A 14,853-nucleotide genomic window follows, 5' to 3' on the forward strand; every position below is an offset into this window, starting at 1 on the left:
ACTCCCTAGGTAGAACAACCTAACCGTTATGTAAAAGATTGGTCAATCAATCCTTCAACGTGTCCCGACCAAGGACGCATGGCTGGCTATTTCGGCCAGCTCCTGTGCCAGCAGCATTTCGGCGGACTGGCTGTTGCCCAGAAGGTTGCGATGCAGCGCGGTGACCCGGGCAACCAGCCGGTCGAGCCGCTTGCCGCGCCATATCTTCAATTGCTCGCGCAGGTCTCGCTCGTCTTTCCAGAAAATTCGCCGCGCCGCCTTTTCCGAATCGATCAGTCCGCCGATGTCGCTGCTCCGCCCCAGCCTTGCTGCCAGTTGTGCCAATTGTGCGGTCCGTCGTTCCACTGCGAGCGCGACGGCCACGGCGTTGATGCCAAGCTCGCGCATTCGGGCGAGTTCGGCGGGGAGCCGCTTGACCTGCCCCGAGAGGGCCGCGTTGACGATCGGCATGAAGCCGTCTTCCTCGGTGGCAGCGCCAATCTCGTTCCAGGCGGCAGGATCTGCGGTCTTGGGCGCTTCGGGAGAGGCATCGAGATAGAGCGCGAGCTTGGTCACTTCGGACAGCGCCAGCCGCTGGTCGAGGGCCGATGCACGGGCGATCCTTTCCGCGAGGTCGCCGCTCAGTCGCACGCCTGCCGCATCGGCGAGATCGCGCACCGTGCCGGTCATGCTGCGCAGGTCGGGAGGATAGAACATCGCCACCAATGCGTCGGGCCGCTTCTCCAGCAGCTTGGCGGTACGCGACTTGTCGGTTGCGCCCGAAGCGACAATCAGGACCGGGCAGGCTTCGCCCGAGCCAAGGAAGAAATTGCCCACCGCGTCGAGCAGTTCGTCTCCCGACGCTCGCACGAAGATGTGGCGGGCATCGCCGAACAGCGAAGTCGAGCGCGCCTCGTCCCCCAACAGCACGGGATCGCGTTTGAGCTCGGCCCCGGCGAGTTCCACTCGCTCACCGGCGTCGGGGAGCGCGGCACACACCGCATCCGCCGCGGCGGCCGCTCCCGATTCGTCGGGGCCGCAGAAGAAAAAGATCGAGCATTGCCGGGCGAACTTGCTCGCCGCCCCGGGAAAGTCACGCTGGGTTGCCTTCATTGCCCGTTGCGCAGGGTGAGCGAGATCCGGGTCACGATCTGGTCGGCCACTTCACCCGCCAGCCGCTCGAGGGCCGTCTGCTCGGCAGCGATCGTGGCGTACTCGCTGGACACAACGTCGATCCCTGCGTCAGAACCGGCGGTCGCGTCGAGCACGATCGAGCCGGTCGAAAGGTCGACCAGCTGGTAGCGTGCCCGCAGCGTACGCCGCTCACGCCCGATGGTGTCGTCGTTGAGCAGGCCGAGGCCCTCGAGATTGTCGTCGAGACGCACATCGAGGCGGTAACGCGGCGTTGCATTGCCCGCCGCCGAGAGCCGATCATTGAGGGCGTTGGCCATGAGCCACCCGGCGCGGCCCGGCATCGGTGCGACTTCAATGGCAGCGAGACCCTGGACGGCGGCATTGCCGTTTACCCCACCGGCATAGATCGGCTGCAATCCGCAACCGCCCAGCGCCAGCAATGCGACCAAGAGCATCAGGGCGCGCATCAGGTAACGATATTGACCAGCCGGTCGGGCACGACGATCACCTTGCGAACAGTGGCTCCATCGATCGAACGCTGAACCTTCTCGCTGGCGAGCGCAAGGGCTTCGAGGTTTTCCCGGGGGCTTCCCTTGGGCGCGGTCAGCGTGTCGCGCAGCTTGCCCATATGCTGGACGGCGATGGTCACTTCATCCTCCACCAGCAGCGCCGGATCGACCTGGGGCCAGGTCGCTTCGGCGAGCAAGCCTGTGCCGCCAATCTTCGCCCAGGCCTCTTCGGCCAGGTGCGGCATCATCGGCGACAACATGTGCAGCATGCTGCGGATCGCCTCGGAGCGAGACGCCGATGGCGCCGCCTTGTCGATCGCGCTCGCAAGTTCGTAGAGCCGGGCCACCGCCTTGTTGAAACTCAGCGCCTCGATATCATCGGCGACCGCCGCGATGGTTTGATGCGTCTTGCGCGCGAGCGCCTTGTCCTCGCCCCCGGCCCCGGCATCGTGCTGGTCGCTGAGACGCCAGACTCGCTGGACGAAGCGCCAGCAGCCCTCGATCCCGGCTTCGGACCACGGCAGGTCGCGTTCGGGCGGGCTGTCGCTGAGCATGAACCAGCGCACCGCGTCGGCACCATAGCGATCCACCATCGTATCCGGGTCGACGACGTTCTTCTTCGACTTGGACATCTTGATGACCCGGCCGATCTCGACCGGCGCCCCGCCATCCTTGAGGCTCGCGCCTTCGCCGGTGCGGTTCACCTCCTCGGGCGAATAGAACACTTCGCGACCATCCTCGCGGCGCGAATAGGTCTCGTGCGTCACCATCCCTTGCGTGAACAGCGAGGCGAAGGGCTCCCGGACATCGATCAGGCCGATATGGGCCAGCGCCCGGGTCCAGAAGCGGGCGTAGAGCAGGTGCAGGATCGCATGCTCGATGCCGCCGATATACTGCTCGACCGGCAGCCATCTGGCGACCTCGTCCTTGTCGAACGGCTTGTCTGCCGGCTGGCTGGCGAAGCGCAGGAAGTACCAGCTCGAATCGACGAAAGTGTCGAGCGTGTCGGTTTCTCGGACAGCCGCCGCACCGCAATCGGGACAGGTGGTGTGCTTCCACGTCGGGTGCCGCAGCAGCGGGTTGCCCGGGGTCCGGAAATCGACATCGTCGGGCAGGGTGACGGGCAGTTGTTCCTTGGGCACCGGCACCACGCCGCAGCCGCCATTTTCTTCTGGGCAATGGACGAAGGGGATCGGCGTGCCCCAGTAACGTTGGCGGCTGACCCCCCAGTCGCGCAGGCGCCAGACCGTCTTGCCCTGGCCGCGACCCTCGACCTCGATCCGCTTGATGATCTCGGCCTTGGCGTCCTCGACGCTCATGCCGTCGAGGAAGTCCGAATTGACGATCACCCCGTCGCCCGCCTCGGCCTGGCCAGAGAAGGGCTTGCCCGCTTCTTCGACGCTGGCCGCGACGACGCGCGGGATCGGCAGGCCGTATTTGGTGGCGAAATCGAAGTCGCGCTGGTCGTGCCCCGGCACCGCCATGATCGCGCCGGTGCCGTAATCCATCAGCACGAAGTTGGCGATGAAGACCGGCAGATAAGCGCCGGTGAAGGGATGTTTCGCCCCGATGCCGGTGTCGAAACCCAGCTTCTCCGCCGTCTCCAGTTCGGCTGCGGTGGTGCCGCCCTTCTTGCACAGCTCGATGAACCTGGCGGCGTCGCAATTCTGCGCCGCCACGCCCTGCGCCACCGGATGGTCGGGCGCGACCGCGACGAAGCTCGTCCCGAAGATCGTATCGGGCCGCGTGGTATAGACTGGCAGCGCGTCGCCATTGGACAGGTCGAAGCTGAACTCCAGCCCTTGCGACTTGCCGATCCAGTTTTCCTGCATCAGGCGGACCTTGTCGGGCCAGTTGTCGAGGCTGCCGAGCCCTTCGAGCAGGTCTTCGGCAAAGTCGGTGATCTTGAGAAACCACTGCGCCAGCTTGCGCTTCTCGACCTCGGCGCCGCTGCGCCAGCCCTTGCCGTCGATCACCTGCTCGTTGGCGAGCACGGTCATGTCGACCGGGTCCCAGTTGACCTCGCTTTCCTTGCGGTAGACGAGGCCGGCCTTGTACAGATCGATGAACAGCGCCTGCTCGTGGCCGTAATAGTCCGGCTCGCAGGTCGCCAGCTCGCGGCTCCAGTCGAGCGCGAAGCCGAGGCGCTTGAGCTGCGATTTCATGTGTTCGATATTGGCGCGGGTCCAGCCGCCGGGGTGGACGCCCTTTTCCATCGCGGCATTTTCCGCCGGCATGCCGAAGGCGTCCCAGCCCATCGGGTGGAGGACCTCGAACCCACGCATTTTCTTGTAGCGCGCCAGCACGTCACCCATGGTGTAATTGCGCACGTGGCCGACATGGATCCTTCCCGAAGGATAGGGAAACATCTCCAGCACGAAGCTCTTCGGCTTGTCCGAATTGCTGTCGGCGCGGAAGGCCCGCGCCTCGTCCCAGGCGGATTGCCAGCGCGCGTCGGCCTGGGCCGGATCGAAACGGGTGTCGCTCATGCGGTCCCTCTAGGGAATTTGCGCGATATTGGAAGCGTCGCGCACGCCTTGTTTCTCGAAAGAATCAGCCGGCCACAGCCTGGCGGCGAAGCTCGCGCGCCTTGGTCAGGATGATGTCTTCCAGCTTCTGCACCGTGGCAGCCTGGACCGGCGCATCGACCCAGGCGCCGCCCTGTGCAACCTGGCGACTGGCAGCAACGCGCAGCGCATCGGCCCGCAGATCCTGGTCAAGGATCGAAACCGTCAGCTTGACGCGCTCACCAGGGTTTTGCGGATTGGCGTACCAGTCGGTCACGATCACGCCGCCGGCGCTGTCAGCCTGCAGCAGCGGCGCGAAGCTGACCGTCTCCAGCGCGGCGCGCCACAGGTAGGAATTAACGCCGATGGTGCTGATCCGCGAAGCCGCAAGGTCCGCCTCGGGACGTTCGCCGCCGCCACATGCGGCCAGCGAGGCCAACGCGGCACCTCCCAGGGCAATGCGGGTGACGGTGCGGAGGCGGTTGTGGGATTTGCGCATGGGAAGCTCTGGTGTCCTCGGATCTCTATTGGCAGCCTCTATAGCCACACCTGTGCGGGCGGCAAGAGAGGCTGCACCTGTGTGTGCCGTCTGTGTGGCATGCCTTTGAGCCGTAGAGCGCTGTATCCGAGGTGAATGGCAGCCAATTTCGCTGCGTCACCCAACCCGGCTTTTGTGGGCTGCATGCAACACTTTGGCACAACACGGAGAATGGAATGTGGAAAAGCTGGCATTCGAAGCGAATCGGCGTAACTTCACCTTGGGTTCAGTCGGAATGCGCTTGAGCGATTCTCCGCTGGATTGGGGAAAATAGGCAGTAGTCATGAACGGCAAGACCTCATCGATGTTCAAGCGCGGGCTGGTCCCGGCGCTGATCGGTGGTGCCGTATTGGCAGCCTTGCCGACCGCCGGCATGGCCGTGACCAACGCCGTGTTTGCCCCGATGATCGAAGATGCACCGCGTTTCACGCCGGCCGGAGTCGATCCTGCGCTGGCCGAGCGGGTCAACAACCGCTACGCCGCCGCGCGCAAGGCGATGCGCTTTACGCCCGCTGCCGGCCGCACTCCGGCTGACCGCACTGTTACAGTGGCTGTGCGCGTGGACCAGGAAACCGCCCGGGCGATTTCGGTGCGCTCGGCCATTGCCGGCGACAATGCACCGGGTCGCCGGACCACCCTGTCGGTGGCACCGACCCGCTTCGACCTTGGCATCGCCCGTGGATACCAGAGCTTCGTGAAGCCCGCGGCAGACCTGCCGGTCGGCGTCTCGAAGATCGAAATGCCCGACCTTGCCGAATTCAAGCCACGCCAGGGCACCGTCCCGAGCAAGCCGAGCCGGTTCCAGCCCCGCATCACGCTCGAGAGCGAGCGCGAGCCTGGCCGCGCGCCGCGTACCCTCGAAGGCGGATCCGAGCAGAGCGTCGACCTGGGCGGGGCCTACCGTGTGACCCGCAACCTTGATGTTACTGCCGGCGTCCGCCTGTCGCAGGACCGCTATCGCCTCGCCCCGCTGACCGATGGGGTCGAGGATGATCAGGCCGTCTATGTCGGAACGCAGCTTCGCTTCTAAGGCATATGCCAGCCTACCCCTCCGGTGTTTGAGGCCTCCCGTTGGCCTACCCCTTCGGTGTTTGAGGCCTCCCGTTGGCCTACCCCTTCGGTGTTTGAGGCCTCCCGTTGGCCTACCCCTTCGGTGTTTGAGGCCTCCCGTTGGCCTACCCCTTCGGTGTTTGAGGCCAGGCGTTTCTGCATGAATTCGATTTCACCTACCCCGCTCCGGCGGGGTTTTTCTTTGCCCGCATCCCGCGCTGACGCTACGTCATCGGCAAGAGGCGCAAAGATCGAGAGGATGCAAACATGGCACGCGTAGCAATCGTTACCGGAGGAACCCGCGGCATTGGCGAGGCGATCTGCCAGCGCCTCCAGCGGCAGGGGCACACCGTGATCGCCAACTATGCCGGCAACGATTCGGCCGCGAAGAAGTTCAGCGACGAAACCGGCATTCCCGCGCGCAAATGGGATGTCGGCGATCACGAGGCCTGCCTTGAGGGCTGTGCAGCCGTCGAAGCCGAATTCGGCCCGATCGATATCGTCATCAACAATGCCGGCATCACCCGCGACGGCACGCTGCACAAGATGAGCTTCGACGACTGGAACGACGTCATGCGCGTCAATCTCGGCGGCTGTTTCAACATGGCCAAGGCGACCTTCCCCGGCATGCGCGAGCGCGGCTGGGGCCGGATCGTCAACATCGGCTCGATCAACGGCCAGGCAGGCCAGTACGGCCAGGTCAACTATGCCGCCGCCAAGAGCGGCATCCACGGCTTCACCAAGGCGCTGGCGCAGGAGGGGGCCAAATTCGGTGTCACCGTCAACGCCATCGCGCCCGGCTATATCGACACCGACATGGTCGCCGCTGTCCCGGCCCCGGTGCTGGAGAAGATCGTCGCCAAGATCCCGGTCGGCCGTCTTGGCATGGCCGAGGAAATCGCCCGCGGCGTAGCCTTTCTCACCAGCGAGAACGGCGGCTTCATGACCGGTTCGACCATGAGCATCAACGGCGGCCAGCACATGTACTAGGGAGCGGCCGCCCCTGCAGGACAGCAAGGGGACCAATTCCTTCGTTTCTCATTTCGGCCTATAGAACTGTCACTGCTCGGGGAGGGCGTATGGGGCGGTTCAAGCAATACGGGGCGGAGTTCGGCCTGATCGGTGCGACCTCGGTCATAGGTGCGCTCGGCTTCTGGAATATCTATCTCGGCCCTTCTGCCGACCCCCAGCCGCACCACCATCTGCATATCGCAACCACCTATCTGTGGCTGGGGTTGTTGTTTGCACAACTGGCCCAGCTGGCACGCGGCAACGCAAGTCGGCACCGCCGGCTGGGTCTGGCGGTACTCGCGGCGGGCCCGCTGCTGGTGGCATCCGCTGCCCTGCTGACAGTGCACAGCGCACAGCGGGCGATCGCCTCCGGCGAACCGGATTTCCTCATCGTTCAGAATGTCGTCGGGACGGTCTGGCTGGCGCTGGTCCTCTTTCTGGCGTTCGCACTCAAACGGCGGCGCAAGCTTCACGGGGCATTGCTGATGAGCACGCTGGTCCTGTTTCTCGGCCCTGCGCTGTTCTTTGCCTTGCTCGCCTTTGCGCCGCCGTTCCGGATCGAAGGGCCGGAAACCTTCTACCGGTTCCAGACCGCCGCCATGACCGGGCAGGCGATCATCGCGGTCGTTGTGCTGGCCATGCTCCTGCGCGACCGGCGGAACAACTGGCCCTACCTGCTGGCCGGGGGTTCCTATCTCGTGGCCGAAGCTGCCAAGGCGTGGTTGACGCACCTGGAGCTGATCGATCCGCTGACCCGGCTGGTCGCGACACCCGGCAAGGCGGCGGCCTTTCTCGTCGCGCTCGCCCTGGTTGCCGTACTGCTCGCGGCGTCGGTTTGGCCGAGGGGGAACGGCAGGCATCCGTCCCGCCCCGTCGCGGTCGCGGCCGACGTCGCCGGCGACAGGGCAGTCTGATGGATGCCCGGGTCCACGGGCAGACTCACTCGAAGACGATGCCGACGACCTTCCAGGCCCCCTCTTCCCAGGAGAGCGACAAGGTCTCGACCTGTCTGGTGCCATTGGCATAGCTGCTGGCGAATTTGACCATCCGGTAGCCTTGGGGCGGCGCCGGGACGAATTCGTTCGCTACCAGGTCCCGGGTATGCATTTCGCCCAGCGGCGGACGGACCTTTTCCGATACTTCGGTCCAGCGCTCGAGCGTGTTGAGTTCGCGGAACTGCGCGCCGGTGGCGGCGTAACTTTCCGCCCATTGGCCGTCATCGATCAGTTCGAGAAAATCCTCGGCGGCGCGGGCGGCAGCCTCGGCACTGGCTTCGTCCGATGCTTCGGCGCTGGCGGAGATGCTGGCAGGCAGCATCGAAAGGGGCGAGGCAGGCAAGAGCAACGCCGCGAAAATCAGGGACATGGCAAGAACTCCGGAAGCGAAAAGAGCGAAGCGGGGCCTCGCCCACCACTCGGCATGAGTGGATGCCGGCTGGCCTGCCATGACTTGCGCACCCCCGGCTTCCCCCAAAAACGCGTCCCCAAGCGATTCGGGGTCGTGCGCTTCGGCCGCCAGCAAGTGCCGCGCTGCCTCGCGGCTGCTGGAAACCGAGAGCTTGCGCCGCGCATCGCGGAGCCGTTCGTTGACAGTGTGAACCGACAGTCCCAGCTCGCGCGCAGTCGATTTGGCATCGTGCCCGCGCACGATCAGGCGGAGCGTTTCCTTTTCCTTGTCGGTCAGGTCGTCGATGCCGGTGCGCATGGTGCCGGGCTAAGCGCTGGAACCCCTGCCTGCCACCCCAAAAAATTGATGGCTCGGCGGAAAGCGCGGGCTAGGCTGGTGACATGAACATTCCCTACCACCCCCCGGTCAAACGCTCTGTCGAAATCGCCGGGCACAAGACCTCGATCAGCATGGAGCCGCTGTTTTGGGATATGCTGCGTAATGCAGCCGAGGCAGAGGGCGTGCCGATCAATGCGCTGGTGGCCAGGATCGACGAGCAACGCATCAAGGCACCGACGCCGCCCGGACTCGCCAGCGCGATCCGGGTGTGGCTTGTGGCAAGTGCCGCCGGTCAGTAGTTAGCGGGCGGATCGCTGGCCGGGAAGCTTTGGTCGCTTTCCTCGTCGGTCTTGCTCCACTTCCGCGCCGGTTTGTCGCGCATGGACCCGGGGCCCGAATCGCGGATCAGCGCATCGCCCTGATTGCCCGCGAACGCGGCGTGCGGGCCTTTCTGGTTCTTCTCGTAATATTTGTATCCGGCGTAGCCGAGCGCGCCGAGTGCGAGTGCCTTGAGCAGCATGGGGTGTCTCCTTCTATCCGATCAACGGTGGAGAAGAAGATTGGGTCCGGCGCGACTGTCTCAGTCGTCGCCGACCCGTTCGATATCTGCGCCCACCAGCTGGAGCTTCTCTTCCAGCCGCTCATAACCGCGATCCAGGTGGTAGATCCGGCGCACCTGGCTTTCGCCCTCTGCGGCGAGTGCGGCGATGATGAGGCTCATCGAAGCGCGCAGGTCCGTCGCCATGACCTCGGCCCCGGTCAGCTTGCCGACGCCCTTGACGATGGCAGTGCGGCCCTCGGTCTCGATATCGGCGCCCATGCGGGCGAGTTCGGGCACATGCATGAAGCGGTTTTCGAAGATGGTTTCCTTGAGCACACTGGTGCCCTCGGCAAGGCACAGCAGGCTCATCAGCTGCGCCTGCATGTCGGTGGCGAGGCCGGGATAGGGTGCGGTGGTGAGGTTGGTCGCCTTGAGCGGGCCATTGGCGGCCACCCGCACACCTGCCTTCGAGCCTTCCACCTCGCAACCGATCGCCTGTAGCGCATGAAGCGTCGCCAGCATCTCGTGCTCGCGCGCGCCCTCCAGCATCACATCGCCGCCGGTAATGGCAGCGGCGCAGGCGTAGGAGCCGGCCTCGATCCGGTCGGGCATGACGCGGTAGGTCGCACCGTGCAGCCGCTTGACCCCGTGGATGACGAGATCGGACTGGCCGATATTCTCGATCTCCGCCCCCATCGCCACCAGCAGATTGCACAGGTCGACGATCTCGGGCTCGCGCGCGGCATTGAACAGGCGGCTGGTGCCGTTCGCCAGCACCGCCGCCATCAGCGCGTTCTCGGTCGCGCCGACCGATACCACCGGGAAATCGAAGTCGCCGCCGGGAAGCCCGCCATCGGGGGCAACCGCCTTGACATAGCCCGCCGCCAGCTCGATCCGCGCGCCGAAAGCCTCCAGCGCCTTGAGGTGCAGGTCGATCGGACGGTTGCCGATGGCGCAGCCGCCGGGCAGCGAGACGGTTGCCTCGCCCATCCGCGCCAGCATCGGGCCAAGCACGAGGATCGAGGCGCGCATTTTGCGCACCAGATCATATGGCGCGACGGTGGAGGTGATCCGGGTCGCTTCCATGCTCATCACCCGGCCGAAATCCTCGGGTCGGCTGCCCTGGATGACCGTGGTCACCCCGAACTGGTTGATCAGGTGCTGGAAGCCGTCGATATCGGCCAGCCGCGGCAGATTGCGCAGGGTAACCGGCTCCTCGGTCAGCAGGGCGCAGGGGATCAGCGTCAGCGCCGAATTCTTCGCGCCCGAAATGGGGATGGTGCCGGAAAGGCGATTGCCGCCGCGAATAACGAGTTTGTCCATCCCTCGAGCGTTTAGCCGGAAACGGGGCGCGGGCAAGGCTGGGCAATCGATTTGTTTCGCGCCAAGACGCTAAGCCGCCAAGATGAAGAGCCCGTGGCGAAGCCACACTCAAACCGCGACCTTTGCGAAGCCCGCAAGCTCTCGGTGCGTTGGTAGGCCTGCGGCCGGGTGCAACCTCTTGGCGGCTTAGCGTCTTGGCGCGAAACCACTCAGCACAACGGTTGACGCTGTCACGATCCCCTGCGATTCCCGTGCGCCATGAGCAGCCCGAAACCGATCAAGAAAGCCGTCTTCCCCGTCGCGGGGCTCGGCACCCGGTTCCTGCCGGCGACCAAGGCGATTCCCAAGGAACTGCTGCCGATCGTCGACCGCCCGCTGATCCAGTATGCGGTGGACGAGGCGCGCGAGGCGGGGATCGAGCAGATGATTTTCGTCACCGGACGCGGCAAGACCGCCATCGTCGAGCATTTCGACGTCGCCTACGAGCTCGAGACAACCATGGCCGAGCGCGGCAAGTCACTCGATGTCCTGGAACCGACCCGTTTCACCCCGGGCGCCATCATCACCGTCCGCCAGCAGGTGCCGCTGGGGCTCGGCCACGCGATCTGGTGCGCTCGCGCCATTGTCGGCGACGAGCCTTTCGCGATCTTCCTGCCCGACGAGCTGATGATCCCGCACAGGCTGGGCGACGGCGCCGTCGGCACAGGCTGCATGAAGCAGATGGTCGAGGCCTACGGGCAAACCGGCGGCAATCTCATCAGCGTACTGGAAGTGCCGCGGGAAGAGGTTTCCAGCTACGGCGTGATCGATCCGGGCGCGCGGGTCTCGGACACGCTGACCGAAGTGCGCGGGCTGGTCGAGAAGCCGCCGGTGAGCGAGGCGCCGTCGAACAAGATCGTCTCGGGCCGCTATATCCTCCAGCCCGAAGTGATGCGGGTGCTGGAGGACCAGGGCAAGGGCGCCGGCGGCGAGATCCAGCTGACCGATGCCATGGCGCGGATGATCGGCACCCAGCCGTTCCACGCCGTCACCTTCGACGGCCGCCGCTACGACTGCGGCAGCAAGCTGGGCTTCGTCGAGGCGACCCTGGCCCTGGCGCTGGAGCGCGAGGACATGGGCGCGGAAGTGCGGGCGATGGCGGAGAGATTGTTGTGGTAAGTCTGTGAATTCCTGCCCAAACCCCTTCGGGTTGATGCAGTCAAACGTCGCCCTCAGTTTTATGACTGTCTATTCTAGATGAGGGCCAAGAAATCGGTCGCCATTGAAGTGGATCATATGGGTTGGCGCTTCGGCAACCCAAACTTCGGACTCCCAAGCAATGTTTGCTAGGTAACGGGCCATAACTGCGCGTGTCGGGAAAGCCGTGACATAGACCAGTCCGGCGCTCGAGCCCGCAAAAAGCGCGGCAAGCTCGTGATGGCGCTTACCATCAACAGGGCCATGGCTGGTGACGGATTCGATCAACAGAAGCCAGTTCCGCTTTTTATCGTGGAGCACGACATCGGGCATCTTGCCGTGGTCATTGACGGTGACGCCCAGCGCCGCCAACCGCTCGCGGTCGAAATAGCCCATCTTGCTTCCGGTATCACCCGCATAGATCAATGCACTTCCCGGCGCGAAGCGGGGAGCGAACTCGTCGATGATATCGCGGATCAGCGCGCTATGCTCGCCGGGGCTGAGGCGAATTTCGATGCCATCGGCGAGTTGAACGGGAATGCGCTCCATCTCGCGCTCGCGAGCGAAGCGATCAGCCAAAGATTGCACGTCGCGGCGATAATCCGCCAGCCGCTTAGTCCAGCCTCGCTTGCCCCAGGTCTTGAAAAGCGAAAGCGCATGGGGCGAAACTTGATAGACAGCGGCGGGGCTGTTGACCGGTCGGGCGGGATCGTCGGGGTTGTAGAGAGCGATGCCCGCCAACACAAACTGATGCATTGTCTGCCGCCGCACAGTCTCGCGAGTGTTCGGTTTATAGTTCTTACCATATTGCTCGCGCATCCAATCCATGATCGGCGTGATGCCGATCAGCGGTGCTGCGGCTCGTTTCCATTCGCGACCGGGCCGCAAATCGAGCAAGGCCAAGAGCGTCAAAGCCGAGCGCTCGTTCTGCTGAGCGGGCGGCAAGCCGAGGTCGCCCAGTATCTGCAGGGCGGCGGCAATGTGAGGGTGGTCGATCAAAGGGCGTCCACCCGTTCGTCGATCTCCTCCTGCGAGATGCTGGCGCGGCCCTTCGCCCATTTGCCGAGCACGAAGAGCGCCTCACGGCTGGGATAGCGCATGGCGCGAAGGTCGGTCGCATTGACCTGTGTGTGGCCGTTGAAGCGCCGGAAATAGGTATCGACGGCGGTCGCGGCTAGATAGGTGGCCAGCCCGTGCGCTAGCTCTTCGGGGATGGGTTGGCGCTTGACGTGGAAGACATTGAGGTGGTTCTCAATCCCGATCATTTGGGCGGGGAGCCGCGTGGGATCGATAACATTGGCAACAATCCTTCGCCGCTCCTCCTTCGACGAGAAGCGCCGCACAACGGTATAGAAGCCATTGGGATAAAGCCATTTGCGCGTTGTCATCGTGTCGCGGATGGCGTTTGGCTTCTTAAATCCCGGCTTCGGCCATTGCACGCCAGTGCCGTTGAAATGGCCGGGATAGAGTAAGGGCACAGTGCCGCGCTCAGGATCGGCCCGCAAGTCTTCGCGCAGCCGGAAATCTACCACTGGGCCGGTCGAGACGGAAAGCCCTAGGTCGGCGAGGCTATGGCCGAAACTGGCACGCTCGAGGATCTGGTCGTCGTCACCGGTTGGGATGTGGATGAAGGCGTCGGCATCATGGGGGAAGACGATCCGCGCGAAGTCGTGCCGCTTCTCGGAATAGTCGGCAAAGCTGTCGTCGGTCGATGCCGAAACGGTGACGGTGCTTTGTGCCGCGCCACGCACCAGCTTGATGATGATGTTTTCCTGCAGCACGCCATCGTCCTTAAACGCCTTGTTGCGGGCATCGAACAGGTGGATGTGGCGGATCGCCGCACGCCGCAGGAGGAAACGGCGAAAGGGCTGATAGTAGGGTCCATTGCAGAAACTACGCGGGATGATCGCGACAAGCTCGCCACCTTCTTCGAGCAATTCGAGCGCCAGCCCTACAAAGCCGGAATATAGATTGACCGTCTCTAACCCGGCAGCGCTGAGCAAGGCGCGGTGGCGGGAATCGTTGCTAATCTTCTTGTAGGGCGGATTGAGGATGGCGTGGCTGTAGCGCGTGCCTTTGCCAAGGCAGATGCGGTTTGTCGCGTCCTCGATGAAATCGCCTTCGATCAGCTCACAATCGACATTGACGCGCTGGCGAAGCGTAGCGAGTTGCTCGCGCAAGTCTGGCAGGATTTGATCGTCGAACTCGAAGGCTGATGCGGCGATCTTGGCCGCTGCCCCGGCGCGTTCAACGAATGCGGCGGTTAGCGCGCCTCGACCGGCTCCGGCATCAAGCAGACGAATTTTTGGCGCTGCTGGAAACTCGAACAGTGAAGCCATGAACTCGGCGACGTTCGGCGGTGTCATGAACTGCCCGAGCTGCGATTTGCGCTGGCGAAGCATTGCAGGGTTAAGACGTGTCGGAGTTTCGGGCCGCTCAAGCAGGGCAACGGCGAGCTCAGTCTGCGTTGTCGGCTTGCTCGAAAAATCTGCCATGATGGAAAGGGAGCGCAACACCCGGTCAGGCGGAGAAACTTCGCCGCATTCCCATTTGAATACAGTCTCTAGTGGCTCCCCAAACTCACTGGCCACCTCCTGCACTTCCAAGCCACATCGATGTCGCAGCTGTGAAAAGTCGGTGGTCACTTTGAACAGGGCCTTTCAGAATAGCAGCACTTGCTTAGCCATAGATCAAATGAAGAACAAGGCACCTCCCGATGAACCGCAGGATAATGCGTTGCCACTTTGCCCGCCTGACACCGCCAGCTTGGACTTGGCCAGCGCGCCGAAAATGCGCCCACAAGTTTCTGCACAGATGCGGCTTGAGTCATGCGCCCCCTCTCGAATAGTCCTGTGCTAGTCGAACAGTCACGCAACGCAAGTTGCAAGGCCGCGATAAGGGACCGGAATGGCCGCAGATTCAACAGGACAGCTCGGCTTCGGTTTTGCCGAAGAACGGCCAGTTCAGGAAAGCTGGCTGCCCGATCCCGACGATATTCGCGAAGATGCGCAGGCGATTCTGGCCTCGGCCCGTGCCGTGACGGCGGAGAACATGTGGGACCAGCGGACCTATCGCTACAACAAGGTCGTGTTCCCCAACATGACCCGCTGGCTTCCGGACGAGGAGCGAGAGCAGCTCTGCTTTGAATTCTTCAAGGAACTGGAGCGGATCGAGCTGTTGATGGCGGCCTGAAGGCACCGCATTTTCCTACACGCCACAAAGCTGCTAGCCTCGCTCCGGCTCTTTCATACCGTCGATCATCTTCGCCGCCCGCGCCGGCTGACGCGAACTTTCCTTTGTCATGCGCGCATGGGCTAATTTCGAGAATTTCTCCGCGCCGCCGCGCTGTCGGATTTTGGT

Annotated in this window: 15 protein-coding genes; 6 read left to right on the forward strand and 9 right to left on the reverse strand. The window is 63.8% G+C overall.

What is annotated here, in order from left to right; translation table 11 throughout:
- Nucleotides 1-54 precede the first annotated feature (54 nt).
- The 4 genes from LY632_RS01885 to LY632_RS01900 all read right to left on the reverse strand — a co-directional run bounded on the left by LY632_RS01885 (nt 55) and on the right by LY632_RS01900 (nt 4,628).
- Entirely contained in the window at nt 55-1,092 is a 1,038-nt protein-coding gene (locus LY632_RS01885; protein WP_234092124.1) for a DNA polymerase III subunit delta, read from the reverse strand.
- Nucleotides 1,089-1,580 carry an LPS assembly lipoprotein LptE gene (gene lptE / locus LY632_RS01890; protein WP_234092125.1) on the reverse strand — a complete coding sequence of 164 codons (492 nt, stop codon included), beginning with the start codon at nt 1,578-1,580 and terminating at the stop codon, nt 1,089-1,091. The genes LY632_RS01885 and lptE overlap by 4 nt, the downstream gene beginning before the upstream one ends.
- The gene (gene leuS, locus LY632_RS01895) at nt 1,580-4,111 is read right to left on the reverse strand and encodes a leucine--tRNA ligase (RefSeq protein WP_234092126.1); all 2,532 of its coding nucleotides are present in this window, start codon (nt 4,109-4,111) and stop codon (nt 1,580-1,582) included. The genes lptE and leuS overlap by 1 nt, the downstream gene beginning before the upstream one ends.
- Before the next feature lie 64 nt (nt 4,112-4,175).
- Nucleotides 4,176-4,628 (reverse strand): DUF3576 domain-containing protein, encoded by a 453-nt coding sequence (locus LY632_RS01900; RefSeq protein WP_234092127.1) that lies wholly within the window; start codon nt 4,626-4,628, stop codon nt 4,176-4,178.
- Nucleotides 4,629-4,950: 322 nt separating this feature from the next.
- Here LY632_RS01900 and LY632_RS01905 point away from each other — a divergent pair, with 322 nt between their 5' ends.
- The 3 genes from LY632_RS01905 (at nt 4,951) to LY632_RS01915 (ending at nt 7,642) form a co-directional block, all read left to right on the forward strand.
- A complete protein-coding gene (locus LY632_RS01905; protein ID WP_234092128.1) occupies nt 4,951-5,697 on the forward strand; it encodes a hypothetical protein in 747 nt (248 codons plus the stop codon).
- A 287-nt stretch (nt 5,698-5,984) separates the two neighbouring features.
- On the forward strand, nt 5,985-6,707 hold the full coding sequence (phbB, locus tag LY632_RS01910; protein WP_234092129.1) for an acetoacetyl-CoA reductase: 723 nt from the start codon (nt 5,985-5,987) through the stop codon (nt 6,705-6,707).
- 89 nt (nt 6,708-6,796) lie between these two features.
- Entirely contained in the window at nt 6,797-7,642 is an 846-nt protein-coding gene (locus tag LY632_RS01915; protein ID WP_234092130.1) for a hypothetical protein, read from the forward strand.
- Nucleotides 7,643-7,667: 25 nt separating this feature from the next.
- On the opposite strand, the gene LY632_RS01920 is transcribed toward LY632_RS01915, so the two are convergent.
- Nucleotides 7,668-8,432, reverse strand: a complete 765-nt coding sequence (locus LY632_RS01920) for a DUF4019 domain-containing protein (protein ID WP_234092131.1) — start codon at nt 8,430-8,432, stop codon at nt 7,668-7,670.
- A gap of 83 nt (nt 8,433-8,515) precedes the next feature.
- Between LY632_RS01920 and LY632_RS01925 the strand changes: the two genes are divergently transcribed.
- Nucleotides 8,516-8,752, forward strand: coding sequence for a ribbon-helix-helix domain-containing protein (locus tag LY632_RS01925; protein ID WP_234092132.1), 237 nt, complete (start codon nt 8,516-8,518; stop codon nt 8,750-8,752).
- Here the strand turns inward: LY632_RS01925 and LY632_RS01930 are convergent.
- Together LY632_RS01930 and murA are read right to left on the reverse strand one after the other, a co-directional pair.
- Nucleotides 8,746-8,973, reverse strand: a complete 228-nt coding sequence (locus LY632_RS01930; protein ID WP_234092133.1) for a hypothetical protein — start codon at nt 8,971-8,973, stop codon at nt 8,746-8,748. The two genes, LY632_RS01925 and LY632_RS01930, sit on opposite strands and share 7 nt — an antisense overlap.
- Before the next feature lie 60 nt (nt 8,974-9,033).
- Nucleotides 9,034-10,317: a UDP-N-acetylglucosamine 1-carboxyvinyltransferase gene (gene murA / locus LY632_RS01935; protein WP_234092134.1), complete on the reverse strand. Its 1,284-nt coding sequence runs from the start codon at nt 10,315-10,317 to the stop codon at nt 9,034-9,036.
- Between the two features lie 258 nt (nt 10,318-10,575).
- Between murA and LY632_RS01940 the strand changes: the two genes are divergently transcribed.
- Nucleotides 10,576-11,475 carry a UTP--glucose-1-phosphate uridylyltransferase gene (locus LY632_RS01940; protein ID WP_234092135.1) on the forward strand — a complete coding sequence of 300 codons (900 nt, stop codon included), beginning with the start codon at nt 10,576-10,578 and terminating at the stop codon, nt 11,473-11,475.
- Nucleotides 11,476-11,544: 69 nt separating this feature from the next.
- Here LY632_RS01940 and LY632_RS01945 read toward each other — a convergent pair whose 3' ends face one another.
- Nucleotides 11,545-12,492 carry a BsuBI/PstI family type II restriction endonuclease gene (locus LY632_RS01945; RefSeq protein ID WP_234092136.1) on the reverse strand — a complete coding sequence of 316 codons (948 nt, stop codon included), beginning with the start codon at nt 12,490-12,492 and terminating at the stop codon, nt 11,545-11,547.
- Entirely contained in the window at nt 12,489-14,138 is a 1,650-nt protein-coding gene (locus LY632_RS01950) for an Eco57I restriction-modification methylase domain-containing protein (protein WP_234092137.1), read from the reverse strand. The genes LY632_RS01945 and LY632_RS01950 overlap by 4 nt, the downstream gene beginning before the upstream one ends.
- Nucleotides 14,139-14,400: 262 nt before the next feature.
- On the opposite strand from LY632_RS01950, the gene LY632_RS01955 reads away from it, so the two are divergent.
- Nucleotides 14,401-14,685: a hypothetical protein gene (locus LY632_RS01955; RefSeq protein ID WP_234092138.1), complete on the forward strand. Its 285-nt coding sequence runs from the start codon at nt 14,401-14,403 to the stop codon at nt 14,683-14,685.
- The last annotated feature ends 168 nt before the right edge of the window (nt 14,686-14,853 follow it).

The sequence above is a fragment of the Erythrobacter sp. SDW2 genome, from assembly GCF_021431965.1.
Taxonomy (GTDB): Bacteria; Pseudomonadota; Alphaproteobacteria; order Sphingomonadales; family Sphingomonadaceae; genus Parerythrobacter.